The 17935-nt window shown below is 71.1% G+C and carries 18 protein-coding genes; 7 read left to right on the top strand and 11 right to left on the bottom strand.

Annotated elements, in window-relative coordinates:
* Positions 1–43 precede the first annotated feature (43 nt).
* The gene (ppc, locus tag ACFVYK_RS25275) at positions 44–2785 is read right to left on the bottom strand and encodes a phosphoenolpyruvate carboxylase (protein ID WP_389777925.1); all 2742 of its coding nucleotides are present in this window, start codon (positions 2783–2785) and stop codon (positions 44–46) included.
* A gap of 291 nt (positions 2786–3076) precedes the next feature.
* Between ppc and ACFVYK_RS25270 the strand changes: the two genes are divergently transcribed.
* Together ACFVYK_RS25270 and ACFVYK_RS25265 are read left to right on the top strand one after the other, a co-directional pair.
* The gene (locus ACFVYK_RS25270) at positions 3077–4087 is read left to right on the top strand and encodes an acyl-CoA desaturase (RefSeq protein ID WP_389777924.1); all 1011 of its coding nucleotides are present in this window, start codon (positions 3077–3079) and stop codon (positions 4085–4087) included.
* Entirely contained in the window at positions 4084–4770 is a 687-nt protein-coding gene (locus ACFVYK_RS25265; RefSeq protein ID WP_389777923.1) for a TetR family transcriptional regulator, read from the top strand. The genes ACFVYK_RS25270 and ACFVYK_RS25265 overlap by 4 nt, the downstream gene beginning before the upstream one ends.
* A 187-nt stretch (positions 4771–4957) precedes the next feature.
* Here ACFVYK_RS25265 and ACFVYK_RS25260 read toward each other — a convergent pair whose 3' ends face one another.
* Positions 4958–5131 carry a CsbD family protein gene (locus ACFVYK_RS25260; protein WP_328481426.1) on the bottom strand — a complete coding sequence of 58 codons (174 nt, stop codon included), beginning with the start codon at positions 5129–5131 and terminating at the stop codon, positions 4958–4960.
* Between the two features lie 116 nt (positions 5132–5247).
* Between ACFVYK_RS25260 and ACFVYK_RS25255 the strand changes: the two genes are divergently transcribed.
* Positions 5248–5373, top strand: coding sequence for a type II toxin-antitoxin system RelE/ParE family toxin (locus ACFVYK_RS25255; RefSeq protein WP_389777922.1), 126 nt, complete (start codon positions 5248–5250; stop codon positions 5371–5373).
* Between the two features lie 2 nt (positions 5374–5375).
* Here ACFVYK_RS25255 and ACFVYK_RS25250 read toward each other — a convergent pair whose 3' ends face one another.
* Complete coding sequence (locus tag ACFVYK_RS25250; RefSeq protein WP_389777920.1) at positions 5376–6173, bottom strand: trans-aconitate 2-methyltransferase; 798 nt, start codon at positions 6171–6173, stop codon at positions 5376–5378.
* Between the two features lie 87 nt (positions 6174–6260).
* Between ACFVYK_RS25250 and ACFVYK_RS25245 the strand changes: the two genes are divergently transcribed.
* Complete coding sequence (locus ACFVYK_RS25245; RefSeq protein ID WP_314222142.1) at positions 6261–6758, top strand: MarR family transcriptional regulator; 498 nt, start codon at positions 6261–6263, stop codon at positions 6756–6758.
* A 31-nt stretch (positions 6759–6789) separates the two neighbouring features.
* Here the strand turns inward: ACFVYK_RS25245 and ACFVYK_RS25240 are convergent, their stop codons facing one another.
* Positions 6790–7563, bottom strand: coding sequence for a LuxR C-terminal-related transcriptional regulator (locus ACFVYK_RS25240; protein ID WP_389777918.1), 774 nt, complete (start codon positions 7561–7563; stop codon positions 6790–6792).
* A 268-nt stretch (positions 7564–7831) separates the two neighbouring features.
* On the opposite strand from ACFVYK_RS25240, the gene ACFVYK_RS25235 reads away from it, so the two are divergent.
* On the top strand, positions 7832–8299 hold the full coding sequence (locus ACFVYK_RS25235; protein WP_389777917.1) for a GNAT family N-acetyltransferase: 468 nt from the start codon (positions 7832–7834) through the stop codon (positions 8297–8299).
* A gap of 52 nt (positions 8300–8351) precedes the next feature.
* Here ACFVYK_RS25235 and galK read toward each other — a convergent pair whose 3' ends face one another.
* Genes galK through galT form a run of 3 tightly spaced genes read right to left on the bottom strand, consistent with a single transcriptional unit; the run spans position 8352 to position 11559 of the window.
* The gene (galK, locus tag ACFVYK_RS25230) at positions 8352–9506 is read right to left on the bottom strand and encodes a galactokinase (RefSeq protein WP_389777915.1); all 1155 of its coding nucleotides are present in this window, start codon (positions 9504–9506) and stop codon (positions 8352–8354) included.
* The gene (galE, locus tag ACFVYK_RS25225; protein WP_389777913.1) at positions 9506–10501 is read right to left on the bottom strand and encodes a UDP-glucose 4-epimerase GalE; all 996 of its coding nucleotides are present in this window, start codon (positions 10499–10501) and stop codon (positions 9506–9508) included. The genes galK and galE overlap by 1 nt, the downstream gene beginning before the upstream one ends.
* Positions 10498–11559, bottom strand: a complete 1062-nt coding sequence (galT, locus tag ACFVYK_RS25220) for a galactose-1-phosphate uridylyltransferase (RefSeq protein ID WP_389777912.1) — start codon at positions 11557–11559, stop codon at positions 10498–10500. The genes galE and galT overlap by 4 nt, the downstream gene beginning before the upstream one ends.
* Before the next feature lie 150 nt (positions 11560–11709).
* Between galT and ACFVYK_RS25215 the strand changes: the two genes are divergently transcribed.
* Positions 11710–13401, top strand: a complete 1692-nt coding sequence (locus ACFVYK_RS25215) for a sodium:solute symporter family protein (protein WP_389777910.1) — start codon at positions 11710–11712, stop codon at positions 13399–13401.
* Positions 13402–13437: 36 nt separating this feature from the next.
* The gene (locus ACFVYK_RS25210; RefSeq protein WP_389777909.1) at positions 13438–13818 is read left to right on the top strand and encodes a hypothetical protein; all 381 of its coding nucleotides are present in this window, start codon (positions 13438–13440) and stop codon (positions 13816–13818) included.
* A 106-nt stretch (positions 13819–13924) separates the two neighbouring features.
* On the opposite strand, the gene ACFVYK_RS25205 is transcribed toward ACFVYK_RS25210, so the two are convergent.
* The 4 genes from ACFVYK_RS25205 to ACFVYK_RS25190 all read right to left on the bottom strand — a co-directional run bounded on the left by ACFVYK_RS25205 (position 13925) and on the right by ACFVYK_RS25190 (position 17900).
* The gene (locus ACFVYK_RS25205; RefSeq protein ID WP_389777907.1) at positions 13925–14197 is read right to left on the bottom strand and encodes a hypothetical protein; all 273 of its coding nucleotides are present in this window, start codon (positions 14195–14197) and stop codon (positions 13925–13927) included.
* 124 nt (positions 14198–14321) lie between these two features.
* On the bottom strand, positions 14322–14786 hold the full coding sequence (locus tag ACFVYK_RS25200; RefSeq protein WP_389777905.1) for a hypothetical protein: 465 nt from the start codon (positions 14784–14786) through the stop codon (positions 14322–14324).
* Positions 14783–15496, bottom strand: coding sequence for a LuxR C-terminal-related transcriptional regulator (locus ACFVYK_RS25195; RefSeq protein WP_389777927.1), 714 nt, complete (start codon positions 15494–15496; stop codon positions 14783–14785). The genes ACFVYK_RS25200 and ACFVYK_RS25195 overlap by 4 nt, the downstream gene beginning before the upstream one ends.
* 244 nt (positions 15497–15740) lie before the next feature.
* Positions 15741–17900 (bottom strand): hypothetical protein, encoded by a 2160-nt coding sequence (locus ACFVYK_RS25190; protein ID WP_389777903.1) that lies wholly within the window; start codon positions 17898–17900, stop codon positions 15741–15743.
* Positions 17901–17935: the final 35 nt, after the last annotated feature.

Genomic DNA, 17935 nt, shown 5'->3' with positions numbered 1-17935 from the left:
GGGTTCGGTGAACCCGGGGGCGCCCCGCTGTCGTCGGTGCGGGTCAGCCGGTGTTGCGCAGGCCCGCCGCCACGCCGTTGACGGTGAGGAGGAGGGCCCGGGCGAGGAGCGGGTCGGGTTCGGCGCCGGCGGCGGCTTCGTCGCGCTGGCGCTTGAGCAGGGTGACCTGGAGGTGGGAGATCGGGTCGAGGTAGGCGTCGCGGATGCTGAAGGTCTGCTTGAGGGCGGGGGTGGCGTCGAGCAGCTCGCGTTCACCGGTGACCTTGAGGACTTCGGCGACGGTGAGGGCGTGTTCGGCCTTGATGGTGTCGAAGACGTGGCGGAGCTCGTCGGGGACGAGGGTGTCGACGTAGTGCTGGGCGATGCGCAGGTCGGTCTTGGCGAGGGTCATCTCGACGTTGGAGATGAAGTTGCGGAAGAAGTGCCACTGTTCGTGCATCTCGTCGAGCATGGTGTCCAGGCCCGACTCGCGCAGGGCCTTGAGGCCGGAGCCGACGCCGTACCAGCCGGGGACGATCTGCCGCGACTGGGTCCAGCCGAACACCCACGGGATGGCGCGCAGGCCGTCGAGCGAGACGCCGGAGCCGGGGCGGCGGGAGGGCCGGGAGCCCAGGTGCAGGTCGGCGAGCTGGTCCACCGGTGTCGACGCGAGGAAGTACGTCGGCAGGTCCGGGTCCTCGACGAGGGCGCGGTAGGCGGCGTGGGCGGCGTCGGAGACGACGTCCATGGCCGCGTCCCAGCGGGCGAGGGCTTCGTCGGACTGGCGGGGCGCGGTGTGCAGGGCGGAGGCCTGCAGGGTGGCGGCGACCGTCAGTTCCAGGTTCTCCCTGGCGAGGGAGGGGATGAGGTACTTGTCGGAGATGACCTCGCCCTGTTCGGTGACCTTGATCTCGCCCTCCAGGGTGCCCCAGGGCTGGGCGAGGATGGCGTCGTGGGAGGGGCCGCCGCCGCGGCCGACGGTGCCGCCGCGGCCGTGGAAGAGGCGCAGGCGGACGCCGTAGCGGTGGGCGACGTCGCGCAGTCGGCGCTGGGCGCGGTGGATCTCCCATTGGCTGGTGGTGATGCCGCCGAACTTGGAGGAGTCGGAGTAGCCGAGCATGACTTCCTGGACGTCTCCGCGCAGTGCGACCAGTCGGCGGTACGACGGGTCGGAGAGCATGTCCTCCAGGATGGTGTCGGCGGCCTTGAGCTCGTCGGTGGTCTCCAGGAGGGGGACGATGCCGATCTTGGCCCAGCCGGCGTGCAGGTCGACGAGTCCGGCTTCGCGGGCGAGGACGGCGGCGGCGAAGACGTCGTCGGCGCCCTGGCACATGGAGATGATGTAGGACTCGATGACCTCGGGTCCGAAGACCTCCAGGGCGCGCTTGACGGTGAGGAAGACGCCGAGGGTCTTCTCCCCGGCGGCGTCGACGGGGGCCGGGGTGGGGGCGAGCGGCCTGCGTGACCTGAGTTCCTTGGCGAGGAGCTTGGTGCGGTACTCGCGGGGCATGTCGGCGTAGCGCCAGGATTCCTCGCCGAGGCGGTCGAAGAGCTGGCCGAGGGCGTGGTGGTGGGCGTCGGCGTGTTCGCGGACGTCCATGGTGGCGAGCTGGAGGCCGAAGGCGGCGAGGGTGCGGATGGTGCGGTTCATGCGGCCGTCGGCGAACAGGCCGCCGCGGTGTTCGCGCAGGGAGGTCTGGATGAGGGTGAGGTCGTGGAGGAGCTCGCCGGTGCCGAGGTAGTCGCGGCCGGGCTCGTGGGGGGTGCCCTTGGCGAGGCGCTGCTTGGTGTTCTCGAGCTTCTGGCGGATGCAGGTGGCCTTGAGCCGGTAGGGCTCTTCGGCGTTGAGGCGCTTGTAGCGGGGGCTGATCTCGGGGAGCCGTTCGAGGTCGGCGCCGAGGGAGGTGAGGAGTTCCTCGGTGGCGCCGGTGTAGCGGATGGAGTTCGACAGGAAGCCGCGGAGTTCGTCGATGGTCTCCAGGGCGTCGTTGATGCCGTGCTCGTGCTGGAGGATGAGGACGTCCCAGGTCACGGCGGGGGTGACGTTGGGGTTGCCGTCGCGGTCGCCGCCGATCCAGGTGCCGAAGGTGAGGGGGCGGGTGTCGTCGGGGAGCGTGACGCCGACGCGTTCCAGTTCCGCCGTCAGGTCTTCGAGGACGTCGCCCACGGCGTTCGCGTGGAGTTCGTCGAGGTAGTAGATGGCGTTGCGCGCCTCGTCGGTGGGCTCGGGGCGTACGACGCGCAGTTCGTCGGTCTGCCACACGAGGTCGATGCTCTCGGCGAGGCGGGTGTCGTGGCGGCGGCGGTCGGACTCGATGACGGGGGTCTCGAGGAGTGCGGCGATGCGCCGGAGCTTGTTGAGCACCGACCGGCGTGCGGCTTCGGTGGGGTGCGCCGTGAAGACGGGGCGGACGTTGAGGTGGCGGACCATCTGCTGGACGTGCTCGGGGTCGGCGTCCTTGAGGCGGTCGGCGGTGCGGGCGAGGAGGCCGCCCTCGGCGGCGCGGCGCTCGCGCAGTTCGCGGCCGCGGTGGACCTGCTCGGTGACGTTGGCCAGGTGGAAGTAGGTGGAGAAGGCGCGGACCAGCTTGGCCGCGGTCTCCAGTTCGATGCCCCGCAGGAGTTCGGCGGCGGCTTCGCCGTCCTCTCGGGTGAGGCGGCGGACCTTCTCGACCAGGTCGAGGAGCTCGGGACCCTCCTGCCGGACGAGGGTCTCCCCGAGGAGATCACCCAGTCGGCGGATGTCGGCGCGCAGCTCGGTGCTGGTGGTCGTGGTGGCCTGGCCAAGGTCGTCGGCACTGCTCACAGGTGCGGCTCCTTGCAGTGTTGAAGCTCGTCCGGGAGGGAACTCGGCGTCCGGCCTGGCGGCACAGGCCGCATACGGGCCGGACATCCGGGAAGAAAAACAGAAGCGGACCGCGCTGTCCGACCGTCTCCAAGGATAGGTGTCCTCGGGGACGCGCAGGTTGGCGGGCTCTTGCCGCGGGGCGGTGCGCTGCCATACTTACGAAGCCGTAGGTTACGGAACCGTAGGGATGGCGCCCAGGTTCCGCGGTACGGCACCCTCCCTTCTCCCAAGACCCCCCAGGGGACGCGCATGACCACAGGCTCCAACGTGATCCAGGACCATTCGAAGGCGCCGGACGGCACCACTCCGCCCTCGGCCACTCTGGGTGGCGAGCAGAAGCGATCGATCGAACAGATCATGCTGCTGATCTTCATCGTCGTTCCGTTCCTCGCGGTGCTGGCGGCGGTGCCGCTGGCATGGGGCTGGGGGGTGAGCTGGCTGGACATGGGGCTGCTGGTCTTCATGTACTTCCTCGGCTGCCACGGCATCACGATCGGTTTCCACCGGTACTTCACGCACGGTTCGTTCAAGGCGAAGCGGCCGCTCCGGATCGCGTTGGCGGTCATGGGCTCCATGGCGGTGGAGGGGCCGCTGGTGCGCTGGGTGGCCGATCACCGCAAGCACCACAAGTTCTCCGACGCGGAGGGCGACCCGCATTCGCCGTGGCGGTTCGGGGAGAGCGTGCCGGCGCTGATGAAGGGCCTGTGGTGGGCCCACATCGCCTGGATGTTCGACGAGGAGCAGACGTCGCAGGAGAAGTACGCGCCGGATCTGATCAAGGACCCGGCGATCCGTGCGATCTCGCGCCAGTTCGTGCTGTTCACGGTGCTGTCGCTGGCGATCCCGCCGCTGGTGGGCGGGCTGGTGACGATGTCCTGGTGGGGCGCGTTCACGGCGTTCTTCTGGGGCTCGCTGGTGCGGGTGGCTCTGCTGCACCACGTGACGTGGTCGATCAACTCGATCTGCCACGCGGTGGGCAAGCGTCCCTTCAAGTCCCGGGACCGGTCGGGCAACGTGTGGTGGCTGGCGGTCCTGTCCTGCGGCGAGTCCTGGCACAACCTGCACCACGCCGACCCGACGTCGGCGCGGCACGGGGTGATGCGGGGCCAGGTGGACTCCTCGGCCCGCTTCATCCGGTGGTTCGAGATGCTCGGCTGGGCGTACGACGTGCGCTGGCCGTCACGCTCGCGTATCGATTCGCGCCGTAACACCGGTGAGGGCGGCTCCCGGCAGGGGAGGGCGGCCGCCGAGGCGGCATGATTGACGGTGTGGCGACCGATCCCAGCAATACCTCCAGTCCCAACGGTGAAGTAAAACCGCGGCGCGCGCGTCGCACCAGGATGACGGGGGCGGAGCGTCGGCAGCAGTTGCTGGAGATCGGTCGCACCCTGTTCGCGGAGAAGGGCTTCGAGGGCACGTCGGTGGAGGAGATCGCGGCGAAGGCCGGGGTGTCCAAGCCGGTGGTGTACGAGCACTTCGGCGGCAAAGAGGGGTTGTACGCGGTCGTGGTGGACCGGGAGATGCGCCGACTGCTGGACATGGTCACGTCGTCGTTGACGGCGGGCCATCCGCGCGAACTCCTCGAACAGGCGGCGTTCGCGCTCCTGGACTACATCGAGGAGTACACGGACGGCTTCCGCATCCTGGTCCGCGACTCCCCCATCCCGCAGTCCACGGGGTCGTTCGCCTCGCTGATCTCCGACATCGCCACGCAGGTGGAGGACATCCTGGGCCGTGAGTTCAAGAACCGCGGTTTCGATCCGAAGCTGGCTCCGCTGTACGCGCAGGCCCTGGTCGGCATGGTCGCCCTGACCGGGCAGTGGTGGCTGGACGTGCGTCGCCCGAAGAAGGCGGAGGTGGCCGCGCATCTGGTGAACCTGTCCTGGCACGGCCTGGACGGTCTGGAGGCCAAGCCCCGGCTGATCGGGCACCGCAAGAGCTGAGCGGCGGCAGCGCGCCGCCCGCGCGTCGCGCACGCCGTGCGCGAAGCGTGCGTGGGCGCGCACACGGTCCGATGCGCGGAACAGGCCCCCCGTCCGTGGGACGGGGGGCCTGTTCCGCTTGCGTGGATCCGTGTGCGTGGATCCGTGTGCGTGGATCCGTGTGCGTGGATCCGTACGCGTGGGCCGGTCAGTGCTTGAAGACGTCCTTCGTCTTCTCCTTCGCCTGGCGCGCGTCGCCCTTGGCCTGGTCGGCGCGACCCTCGGCTTCGAGCCGCTCGTTGCCCACGGCGCGGCCGGCCGCTTCCTTGGCCTTGCCCTTGGCCTGCTCCATCTTCGCCTTGGACTTCTGCTCGCCTGCCACTGTTCATCACTCCCAGTCAGGTTTGCGTGCGCTCTCTGAACAGCGGGTGACCCGCCTGGCCCGCTTCAAACCTGCCGCTCGACGCCATCGACGAGCTGGCCCACGATCCCCGCCCGGTGGGCTCGGCTCCCTACGGATCACCCGACCTCCGGCGCCTCCGCGTGGGCGGCTACCGCGTCCTGCACGCCATCGACGACGACGTCGTCCGCCTCCTCGTCACCCATCTGGGCCGCACCCCCTGAATTCAGCCCGCCTTCGTGGCGACGGCGAACAGGCGGCGGAACGGCAGGACGGTGCCGTACCCGGCTCTCGGGTAGGCCTCGCGCAGCAGGTCGCGGTATTCGGCGACGAAGGCGTCGCGGGCCTCGGGGTCGTCGGCGAGGGCGTCGAGGGCGGGGCGCAGTCCGGTGCCCTTGACCCAGTCCAGGACGGGGTCCTCGCCCTGCAGGACATGCAGGTAGGTCGTGGTCCACACGTCGGTGGCGCAGCCGAGGCGGGCCAGCCGGTCGAGGTAGACGGTGGGTGGGTGGACGGAGTCCTCGTGGCGCAGGACGTGGCCGAGGCGGCTTTTCCAGCGGACGCCGCCGGCGAGCTCGCGCATCAGGGCGTGCAGGGGCGCGTCGCTGTTGTGGGGCACCTGGAAGGCGAGGGTTCCGCCCCGGGCGAGGCCGTCCTGCCAGCCGGCGAAGGCGTCGAGGTGGCCGGGGACCCACTGCAGGGCGGCGTTGGACACGAGCAGGTCGTAGGTCTCGGCGGGCGCCCAGTCGGCGAGGTCGGCGTGGGCGAAGTCGAGGCTCGGGCCCGCGTGGGCGGCCGCCTCGGCGAGCATCCGGGGCGAGTTGTCGTAGCCGGTGATACGGGCGGTGGGCCAGCGGTCGGCGAGGACGACGGTGAGGTGGCCGGGGCCGCAGCCGAGGTCGGCGACGCGGGGCGGATCGCCGGGCAGGCCGGGGACACGGGCGAGGAGGTCGGCGAAGGGCCGGGCGCGGTGACCGGCGTGGCGCAGGTACTGGGCCGGGTCCCAGGAGGGGTTCGTCGTCATGGCCCGACTCTCCCCCTGATTTATCTTGACGTCAAGAGACTCGACATCAAGAGACTTCATGTCGACACAACCACTACACTGATCGTCATGGAGGACGAGGTCGATCGGCTGGTCGCAGCGTGGCGCCGGGAGCGCCCGGACCTCGACGTGGAGCCGCTGGAAGTACTCAGCCGGGTGAGCAGACTGGCCCGGCACCTGGACCGGGCCCGCCGGCTGGCGTTCTCCGAGCACCAGCTGGAGCCGTGGGAGTTCGACGTCCTGACGGCGCTCCGGCGCGCGGGAGCGCCGTACCAGCTCTCGCCCGGGCAGTTGCTGACGCAGACGCTGGTGACCTCGGGCACGATGACCAACCGCATCGACCGCCTCGCGAAGAAGGGCCTGGTGGAGCGGCTGCCGGACCCGAGCGACCGGCGCGGGGTGCTGGTCCGCCTCACCGACGACGGCAAGGACCGCGCCGATCAGGCGCTCGCCGGCCTGCTCGACCAGGAGCGGGCGATCCTCGCCGAGCTCTCGTCGGCCCAGCGGGGCGAACTGGCGGGCCTGCTACGCCAGTTGACCGCCCCGTTCGACAACATCCCCGGCTGAGGGCCAGCCGGGCTGATCGGTCGTGCCGCTCTCAGGCGGTGTGGGTCTCCTCCGGCCTGATCTGCGCGGCGGGCTCGAGATCGACCGGCCCGACGCCCGCCCGGCGCGCGAGGGCGACCGCGGCGAGCGTGGAGTGCACGCCCAGTTTGCCGAGGACGTTCTGCATATGGGTGCGGACGGTGTGCGGGGACAGGAACAGGCGCTCGGCGACGGCCTTGCGCCCCAGCCCCGCCACCATGCACCGCAACACCTCGCGTTCCCTGGGCGTGAGGGACTCCACCAGGCGCTCGCTCTCCGTGCGGTGTCTGCGGGCGGCCGTCAACTCCCGCAGGACGCCGGTCAGCAGTGCCGGGGGCAGATGCGTCTCCTCGCGCAGCACGCCCCGGATGACGCTCAGCAGGCGGGACAGCGAGCAATCCTTCGCCACCCAGCCCGACGCCCCCGCCTGCAGCGCGAGGGCCGCGCGGCGCGGGTCGTCCTTCTCGGCGAGCACGACGACGCGGAGGTGGGGCTGCGCGCTGCGCACGCCGGTGACCAGCGATATCCCGTCGACGAGCCCGTCCTCCCCCAGTTCCTGCACGGGCACGGCGGGCCGTATGCCGGGCAGCGTGCCGCCCAGGTCGGCGTCGACGAGGAGCACGTCGTACCGGCGCCCCTCGGCGGCCGCGCGCTCCAGACTGCGCAGCGCCGCCGGGCCGCTGCCGGCCGCGGACACGTCGACGTCCGGCTCGGCGGCCAGAGCCGCGGCGAGCGACTCGGCGAAGATACGGTGATCGTCGACGACCAGTACACGGATGCGAACCACGAAACCCCCTTCCCCAAGCTCCTTGACAGAGCAGGGGATACCCCAAAGGCCCGGAGACGGAGAACGACGACCGGCGCGGAGACGACGCCCGGAGAGGGCGTCATGACCGCACGGCCGCCGCCGTGCAGAGACTGCTACCCCACCGCGGGCGTCGTACCCGGCTGTCTCGCCCCCTGATCAGCGCCGGCCCCCACCGGTGTTGTTCACAGGGTAGGGCCGCGGGCTGACAGCGGAAGGCGATTTGCAGAACTAATGGACCGACGCGTTTATGGTGTGCCGCATGTTTCGTCTTGAGACAGAAGTCGACAGGACTCGGCGCGATCTTCTCCGTTCCCGGCTGCTGGCCGCCAACACGGAGGCCTCACCGGTGCTGCGCGCCCTGCGCGGCACCCCGGCCGAACGCGAGTCGCCGTTGCACGTGTGGGCGTGCGGTCCCGGGGGCGAACTGGCCGGCGGCCTGGTGGGCCACACCTGGACGGCCTGGCTGCACGTCGCCCATCTCTGGGTCGACGCCCGCCATCGCGGCGCGGGCCTGGGCTCCCGGCTCCTGGCCGAGGCGGAACGCGCCGCCCGCGACGAACGGGGCTGCACCCGGGTCCGCCTGGAGACCTGGGACTTCCAGGCCCCGGACTTCTACCGGCGGCACGGCTACGAGGTGGTCTGCACGATCGAGGACTACCCGCCGGGCATCACGGAGTACACGCTGATCAAGCGCCTCACGCACGAACCGGGGTGAGGCGTTCTGCGCCCCACCCCGGTGACGTCCGTTCCCGTGCGTCCGGCCCGGTTCAGCCCACGCGTCGCGCCCCCGCGGACGGGACCGCCTCGAACACCCGCGGAGCCTTCAGCCCCGCGGCGGCGAACGCCTCCTCGACGGCCTTGGTGAGCGCGTCGACGTCGGCGGCCTCCGCGAGGACGATCGCCGAGCCGCCGAACCCGCCGCCGGTCATCCGCGCGCCCAGCGCGCCGTGCGCGAGCGCGGTGTCGACGACGAGGTCCAGTTCGGGGCAGGAGACCCGGAAGTCGTCCCGCAGCGAGGCGTGACCGGCCGTCAGGACCGGCCCGACGGCCCGGGTGTCGCCGCCCGACTCCAGGAGGGCGACCACCTGCTCCACGCGCTGGTCCTCCGTCACCACATGGCGCACCAGGCGGCGGACCTCCTCGTCGTCGAGGCGGGCGAGCGCCGCGTCCAGGTCGGCGTAGGCGATGTCGCGCAGTGCGTCGACGCCGAGGAGCGCGGCGCCCTTCTCGCAGCCGGCCCGCCGCTTGCCGTACTCGCCGCCGCTGTGGGCGTGCGTGACCTGGGTGTCGACGACCAGCAGGCGCAGGCCCTCGGCGGCCAGGTCGAGGGGGATCTGCTTCTGGGAGAGGTCGCGGGTGTCGAGGAACAGCGCGTGGCCGGCCTCGCAGCACGCGGACGCCGTCTGGTCCATGATGCCGGTGGGGGCGCCGACGTAGACGTTCTCGGCGCGCTGGCACAGGCGGGCGAGCTGCCAGCCCTGGAGCCCGAGCTCGAACAGGTCGTTCAGGGCCAGGGCCACGACGACCTCGAGGGCCGCGGACGACGACAGGCCCGCGCCCGACGGGACCGTCGAGGACAGGTGGACGTCGGCGCCGGTCACCGGGTGACCGGCCTCGCGCAGGGCCCAGACGACCCCGGCGGGGTACGCCGTCCACTTCTTGTCGGACTCGGGCGTCAGGTCGTCCAGACGCAGTTCGGCGACGCCGCTGTCGAGGTCGGCCGAGTGCAGCCGCAGCACGCCGTCCGTACGCCGGGAGACCGCCGCGACGGCGATGTGCGGCAGCGCGAAGGGCATCACGAAGCCGTCGTTGTAGTCGGTGTGCTCACCGATGAGGTTGACGCGGCCGGGGGCCGCCCACACCCCGTCGGGCTCGGCCCCGTACAGCCGGACGAACCCCTCGCGCACTTCCTGTGCCCCCACTACGACTCCTTTGCGCTGCCGGCGATGTGCTGCGCGAACTGCCACGCGTCCGCGACGATGCCCGCGAGATCCGCGCGGGACGGGTTCCAGCCCAACTGCTCGCGGGCGGTGGCCGCCGAGGCGACCAGGACGGCCGGGTCCCCGCCGCGGCGGGGGGCGACGACCTCGGGGATCGGGTGCCCGGTGACCTTGCGGACGGTCTCGACGACCTCGCGGACCGAGAAGCCGTTGCCGTTGCCGAGGTTGCAGACGAGGTGCTCGCCGGGCTTCGCGGCCGCGACGGCGAGCAGGTGGGCCTCGGCCAGGTCGGCGACGTGGATGTAGTCGCGCACGCAGGTGCCGTCGGGGGTCGGGTAGTCGTCGCCGTAGACCGAGATGGCCTCGCGGCGGCCCTGGGCGACCTGGAGGACGAGCGGGATGAGGTGCGACTCGGGCTCGTGGCGTTCGCCCTGCGCGCCGTACGCGCCGGCCACGTTGAAGTAGCGCAGCGAGACGGCGCCCAGGCCGTGGGCCGCGGCCTCGCCGCTGATCATGTGGTCGACGGCGAGCTTGGAGGCGCCGTAGGGGTTGGTCGGCTTCGTGGGCGCCGACTCGAGGATCGGCACCTCATCGGGCTCGCCGTAGGTGGCGGCGGTGGAGGAGAAGACCAGCTTGCGCACGCCCGCCTCGCGCATCGCGCCGAGCAGCGCCATGGTGCCGCCGACGTTGTTGTCCCAGTACTTCTCCGGCTTGATGACGGACTCGCCGACCTGCGAGAACGCGGCGAAGTGGAGGACGGCGTCGAAGGAGTCGTCGAGCCACTTGGCCGCGTCGCGGATGTCGCCCTCGATGAACGTGGCGCCCGCCGGGACGCCTTCGCGGAAGCCGGTGGAGAGGTTGTCGAGGACGACGACCTCATGGCCCGCCTCCAGCAGGTGCTGGGCGACGACGCCGCCGACATAGCCCGCGCCGCCCGTGACCAGATACTTGCCGCTCGTGCCGGTGGTCCCGCTCATGAACTCGCTACCTCTCGCAGTCGCCGGGCCGCGAACTCCGGCGGCACGTCGTTGATGAAGACGTTCATGCCGGATTCGGAGCCCGCGAGGAACTTCAGCTTGCCGGAAGTGCGGCGGATGGTGAAAAGCTCCAGGTGCAGTCCGAAGTCGTCGCGGTTGACGCCCTCGAACTCCTCCAGCGCGCCGAACGGCGCCTGGTGCCAGGCGGCGATGTACGGCGTCGGAGGCTCGTTCTCCCCGAAGATCCGGTCGAAGCGCCTCAAGAGTTCCAGATAGACCTGGGGGAACTCTGTGCGCGCGTCCTCGTCGAGGGCGAGCAGGTCGGGCACCCGGCGCTTGGGATACAGGTGCACCTCGTAGGGCCAGTGGGCGGCGTACGGCACGAACGCGACCCAGTGTTCACCCTCCAGGACGATCCGCTCGCCCGCGAGTTCACGCTCCAGGACGGCGTCGAAGAGGTTCTCCCCGCCGGTCGCCTCCTTGTGCGCCGCCACCGAACGCAGCATCAGGGCGGTGCGGGGGGTGGTGAACGGGTAGGCGTAGATCTGCCCGTGCGGGTGACCCAGAGTCACACCGATCTCGGCGCCGCGGTTCTCGAAGCAGAACACCTGTTCCACGGAGGGCAGATGCGACAGCTCGGACGTGCGGTCCGTCCACGCCTCGAGGACCAGTGCCGCCTGCTCCTCGGTGAGGTCGGCGAAGGACGCGTTGTGGTCGGAGGTGAAGCAGACCACCTCGCAGCGTCCGGAGTCGCCGGCCAGCGAGGGAAAGCGGTTCTCGAACACGACGGCGTCGTACGACGAGTCCGGGATCTCGCTCAGCCGGTCGCCCTGCGAGGGGCAGAGCGGGCATTCGTCGGCCGGCGGGTGGTAGGTGCGGCCCTGCCGGTGCGAGGCGACGGCGATGGAATCGCCGAGCAGCGGGTCCCGTCGTACCTCCGAAGTGGTGACCGTGGGGTCCAGCGGACGCTTGTCCACCGCGTCGCGCACCGCGTCGTCCCGCTGGTCGTAGTAGATCAGCTCACGACCGTCGGCCAAGCGGGTCGAGGTCTTCTTCACCGCGACTCTCCATCCGTACTTCTAGATCCTCGGACCTAGACCCGTACACCTAGCGAAGCTTCCAACAGAACCAAACACATAAAACCATAAACCCCCACGCGAGTCACCGGCACAACCAAACAAAGAACACCAAGAAGAAGTGAGCAGGGCATGCGAACCCCCACATACGCGGCGCCACAGCTTGCGGCGGAGTTGCGCCTCCCGACGAACTGGCTCGACTACACCATCCTCGGCATCTACTTCGTCGTGGTCCTGGGCATCGGCTTCGCCGCCCGCAGGTCGGTGAAGACCACCCTCGACTTCTTCCTCTCCGGCCGCTCCCTGCCCGCCTGGATCACGGGCCTCGCGTTCATCTCGGCCAACCTGGCCGCCACCGAGATCCTGGGCATGGCCGCGAACAGCGCGCAGTACGGCGCGTACACCGTCCACTGGTACTGGATCGGCGCCATCCCGGCGATGGTGTTCCTGGGCCTGGTGATGATGCCGTTCTACTACGGCAGCAAGGTCCGCTCGGTCCCGGAGTTCCTGCTCCTGCGCTTCGACAAGGGGGCCCACCTGCTCAGCTCGGCCCTGTTCGCCTTCGCCGCCATCCTGATCGCCGGGGTGAACCTGTACGCGCTGGCCATCGTCGTCGAGGCGTTGCTGGGCTGGCCGCAGTGGGTGGCGATCGTGGTCGCGGGCTTCTTCGTGCTGGCGTACATCACGCTCGGCGGTCTGTCCTCGGCGATCTACAACGAGGTCCTGCAGTTCTTCGTGATCCTGGCGGCCCTCATCCCGCTGTCGGTGCTGGGCCTCAAGAAGGTGGGCGGCTGGGGCGGTCTGACCGACAAGCTGACCGCGACCCACGGGGACGACTTCGTCACCGCCTGGGGCGGCACGGGCATCGGCAGCGCCAACCCGCTGGGCGCGAACTGGCTGACGATCGTGCTCGGCCTCGGCTTCGTCCTGTCCTTCGGCTACTGGACGACGAACTTCGCGGAGGTGCAGCGCGCCCTGTCGGCGAAGAACCTGTCGGCGGCCCAGCGCACGCCGCTCATCGCGGCCTACCCGAAGGTCTTCATGGTGTTCCTGGTGATGATCCCGGGCCTGGTGGCGGCGGTCCTGGTCCCGAAGATCGGCACGAGCGGCTCGGACCTGCAGTACAACGACGCGATCCCCTACCTCATGCAGGAACTGCTGCCGAACGGGGTGCTGGGCATCGCGGTGACGGGTCTGCTGGCGGCGTTCATGGCGGGCATGGCCGCGAACATCTCGTCGTTCAACACGGTGTTCACGACCGACATCTGGGCGAGGTACGTGGTGCTGGGCCGGGAGGACGCGTACTACGTCCGGTTCGGCCGCCTGATCACCGCGATCGGCGTGGCCGCGTCGGTGGGCACGGCGTTCCTGGCGTCGTCCTTCTCCAACATCATGAGCTACCTCCAGACGCTGTTCTCCTTCTTCAACGTGCCGATGTTCGTCGTCTTCATCGTCGGCATGTTCTGGAAGCGGGCGTCGAAGAAGTCGGGCTTCTGGGGTCTGCTCGCGGGCACCACGGCGGCGATGGTGAACTACTTCGTCCTCTACAAGCAGGACGTCATCGGCATCCCCACCGACCAGGGCGCCAACTTCGTCTCCGCGATCGCGGGCTTCGTGGCGGGCGCGGTGGTCATGGGGGCGGTGTCGCTGTTCACCGCCCCCAAGCCCGCCGAGGAGCTCCAGGGCCTGGTCTACGGCACCGTCTCCCCCGGCATGGCCGAGCCGCCCGCCGCGGGCGACGACGCCTGGTACCGGCGCCCGGCGCTGCTGGGCTGGGGCGCGATCGTCCTGGCCGCCGCCTGCTACATCCCGTTCTCGTTCTGAGCCCGGCCGCGACCACCGCGGGAGACTGGAGAGACCATGTCCGAGCAATCCGAACCGTCCGAGCGCGACGAGGCCGCCGAGCGGCTGCGGCGGGCGGGATACTCCGAGGCCGACGTCCAGCGCGAGGTCACGGAACTGGAGGAGAAGTCCGCCACCGCGGCCCGCATCTTCGACCTGCGCCGCATCATCGGCGGCCTGTTCGTCGTCTACGGCGTGATCGTCACGATCGCCGGCCTCACGGACAGCGACGCGGAGATCGACAAGGCCCAGGGGATCAACATCAACCTGTGGACCGGCCTGGGCATGCTGGCCCTGGGCGTCTTCTTCCTGGTCTGGCTGAAGCTGCGGCCGGCGGCGCCGGTGACGCCCACGCTGCCGCCGGAGGCGGTGGAGGGCAAGCACCCGCACGGCGAGTAGCGACGGCGCCGCCACGCACAGGGCGGCTCCGGGGCCCGGTCTCGAAACGGGCGGCTCCGGGGACCGGCCTCGAAACGCCGGGCCCCGGAGCCGCCTCGCGTCGTGTCTAGTCCTCGTGGTGGGCGACGTTGGCGTTGACCGCGTCGTCACCGTTGTTGCAGATCTGCTGGGTCGCGTCCTGGTTCGACGACGACCCGAGCAGCGGGAGGTTCAGGTTCGGGATGTTGATCAGACCGAACGAGATGTTCTCCACGTGGTTGGCGCACTGCCGGGAGTCGCCGTCCGACCCGGACTCGTGGGCGGAGGCCGCCCCGGCCCCGGCCAGGCCGAGGCTTCCGATCATGACAGCCACGAGTACGGTCTTGTGAAGCTTGCGCATGACATTCCCTTTTCCGGCGGAGTGACACGGTTCGTCACTGAATGGAACGGTACGATCACCGACCGTATGTCGCGTTGATCGGATCCGCACCTCAAGCGGCGGACGGGGGACGCCGGCATCGGCCTCACGGGGTTCGGTCGTCGGCGTCGTGTCCGGCGATCTCGCCGCTGCGGGCCGCCGCCACCAGGGCGATCGTCACGATCACCGCCGCGCCGACGAAGTGCGTCGACGGCGGGTAGCTCGCCAGGGTGTAGCCGTCCGGGGTCAGGAACACGACGAGGAGCGCCGCGATCGGCAGACCCGCGGTGAGGGCCGCCAGCAGGCCGCGCAGCAGGGGGCGCGCCAGCAGCCACCGCGGGGCGAGCGCCAGGGCGAGGCCGGTGGCCGTGCCCACGGTGACGCCCACCGCCAGGCTGCCGAGCACGGCGAACGCGGCCGCGGCGGTCAGCGCCCGCGCGGTCGCGTACAGGCCGCCGGTCAGGAAGACGAACGCCGCCACCAGGCACAGGACACCGGCGATGCCGGCCGGCCACGCCCCGATCAGCACGCCGAGGCGCGTGCCGCGCCAGACGACCGCGCGTGCTCTCATACGGGCTGTTCCGGTTCGCTCGCCGTGGCGCGCGAACGGTGCGGCAGCGGGCCCGCGCGGTCCAGGAGCCCCGTACGGGCCGCCAGGGCCGCCGCCTCCAGGCGGGAGCCCACGCCGAGTTTCATCAGGACCCGCTGGACGTGGGTGCGCGCCGTGGAAGGGGCGATGCCCATGCCGGCGGCGATCAGCCGGGTGTCCTCGCCGTCGGCGACCCGGACCAGCACCTCGACCTCGCGCGGGGTGAGCATCTCCAGCAGACGCCGGCCCTCGTCGTCCGGCTGCGCGGCCGGGTTGAGCAACTCGCTGAACGCGCCCTGCAGCAGCTGCGGAGCCACCGCGGCCTCGCCCGCCCTCGCCTTCATGATGGCCCGCTCCACGCCCTCTATGCGCTCGTCGTGGCGTACGTAGCCGGAGGCGCCGGCGGCGAAGGCCGCGGCGATGCCCCGCGGGCTCGGCACCGGTCCGAGGACCAGCACGGCCACCTGCGGACGCTCCCGCTTGATGCGCACCACGGGGTCGAAGATGCCCGGCTCGGCCGGGACCGCCGTACCCAGCAGGCACACCTCCGGAGCGCGGTTGATCACCAGTTCCGCCGCGCCCGCGGCCGGCGCCGCCGCGGCGAGCACCCGGTGCCCCCGCAGTTTCAGCGCCGAGGCCAGCGCCTCGGCCAGCAGCCGGTGGTCGTCGACCACCATCAGCCGCACTCCCATCGAGCAGCCCCCCAGTCCCCCCATGGATGCCCACACGGATCCACCCACACGCACCAACGGGGGGCGCCCCCCGGCACCCCCTCTCTTCATGCCCGAGGAAGCTACACGCTTGTTCGACGTTGCGCTCCCCCTACCGGCGAGAACTGCCCGGATCGCCGAAATTCCTCGCATCGGAGGGTCATGCGCGATAAGCGCACGGCCCCGCCCCCGAGCGGGGGCGGGGCCGTGACGGCGATAAAGCCGATCAGCTGCCCGCGGTGCCGAACGCGACCGCCAGGTACTGCGGGTCGCCGGCCGCGATCGCGCCGTCGTCGGCGTACACCTCCGACATGAACAGGCGTCCCTTGGCGAACAGGACCTCGGAGTACTCCGGGGACATGGCGATCTCCACCTTGTGCACCTCCTCGGTGGCCGGGTTCTCCAGCAGCTTGGTCTCCTTGAAGGAGCCGCCGCCGAGACTGACGACCTGTCCGCCCTTGTCGTACGGCGGCCGCTTGTAGGCGATCAGGTTGGCGCCGTCCATGCGCAGCGGGTAGATGGTGTAGCCGTCGCCGGCGTCCGCGCGCTGGCCGGTCGGCTTGCCGGTGGCCAGGTCGAAGGCGACGATCTCGTTCGACCGGCCGTGGTCACCGCCGTTGTCGTGCTCCTCGGTCGGCACGTAGATCCGGTCGTTCCCGACGGCCAGGCCCATGCAGGCCTCGACCCGGGTGATGCCCTCGCAGTCGGCCGCGTACTCGTCGCCGGGCACCGAGATGCGGGTGCGCAGCTTGCCGGTCTTGTTGTCGATGGAGAAGAAGTCCGAGATGCCGCTGCCGTCACCGGCGCTGTCGCCGACGTCGGCGGCGACGACCAGCGGGTCGGTGGACACGATGGACGCGTACTCGATGCCCGAGGCCAGCTTGTACTCGGAGATCACCTTCCCGGAGACCGGGTCGATGGTCTGGATGTGCAGCTCCGGGTTGTCGTAGGCGCCGCACTTGCGCACCGCCACCAGCTTGGGACCGCCACCGTAGCCGTCGTCGTAGCAGGTGTCCGCCGGCTTCGGCGCCCACAGCGCCTTGCCGGAGTCGATGTCGAAGGCCGCGCCGCCCTCGGTGCTGCCCAGGGCGACCGTCTTCGCGCTGACCGTCACGTTGTCGAAGGTGACGGTCCTGTCCCCGGTGGCGACGGTCTTCCTCCAGAGCTGCTTGCCCGCGACGAGGTCGATGGCCGCGACCTGGTCGCAGCCGGCCGTCTCGGCGGTGCTCGCCTGGAAGGTGACCGCCGTGCGGTGGTCCTCGGTGGCGAACCTGCTGGCCTCGCAGACCGGTCCGGGCAGCGGCACCGTCCAGAGCTTGGCGCCCTTGACCAGGTCGTATCCGGAGATCTCGTTGACGCCCGTCTTCACGTACGCCTTGTCGGTCAGCCAGGAGCCCTTGATGCCGACGCTGTCGCCCTTCTTGACGACGGGCATCGGCACCTTGAACAGGACGTCGGCGGCGGGATCGGCCGGCGCCTTCTCGCTGCCGCCCTGCGTCGTGCCGCCGCCGCCCTTGTCGCCTCCGCCTCCGTTCGTGCCGCCGGAGCTCGCCTCGTTCTTCTTCCCGCCGTCACCGGAGTTCGCGTACCAGAAGCCGCCGCCCACGATCAGCGCGATCGCCACGACGGCGGCGACGATGATCGCCACCTGCGCGTTGATCTTCCGGCCGGATCCCGCGGGGCCGCCGCCGGTCTGCTGGAGGGGCACGGTGGGCTGTCCCGGATAGCCGTAACCGGGCTGCGCCGGATATCCCGGCTGACCGGCATATCCCGGCTGACCCGGCTGACCCGGGTAGCCGTAGCCCGGCTGCTGGCCGTACGCCGTGCCGGGCTGGCCGTAGAGGCCCGGCGGCTGGGGCTGGCCGTACGCGGACGGCCCCGGGGTGGGGGCGCCCGACTGGGCCGGATAGCCGTAGCCGGGGGCGGCGGCCGCGGGCGGCGCCTGCGGGTAGCCGTAGCCCGGCTGGGGCTGCGGGGGGCCGGACGGCGCCGCGGACGGGGGCGTCTGCGGCGGCTGGGGCGCCTGAGGCGCCTGCCCCTGAGCCTGCCCCGGAGCCGGAGCCGGCGACTGGGCCGGCGGCTGGGCCGGCGGCTGGGCCGGCGGCTGGGCCGGCGGCTGGGGCTGGGCCTCGGCCTGGGGGTATCCGTAGCCCGGCTGCGGGGCTTTCGTCAGGTCGGGGGCGGGGGGCCGCGGCGGGGCGTCCTGGGGCGTCGCGTCCCGCGGGACGGCGTCCTGGGGCTCGGCCTCCTGCGGCCTGGCGTCCTGGGACCTGGGTTCCTGCGGCTTGGCGTCCTGCGGGGGCGGGGGCGGGCCGAACCCGCCCTGCGGCGGCTGCGAGGGCTGCTGCGGGGGCTCGTTCGGCGGCGGGGGCGGCGGCTGGGTCATGGTGTGGATACCTCGGAACAACGCTCGGGAAGCTG

Origin of the sequence: Streptomyces sp. NPDC058291, assembly GCF_042880855.1 — a bacterium.
Classification (GTDB): domain Bacteria; phylum Actinomycetota; class Actinomycetes; order Streptomycetales; family Streptomycetaceae; genus Streptomyces.
This window is presented reverse-complemented; position numbering and strand designations above follow the sequence as displayed.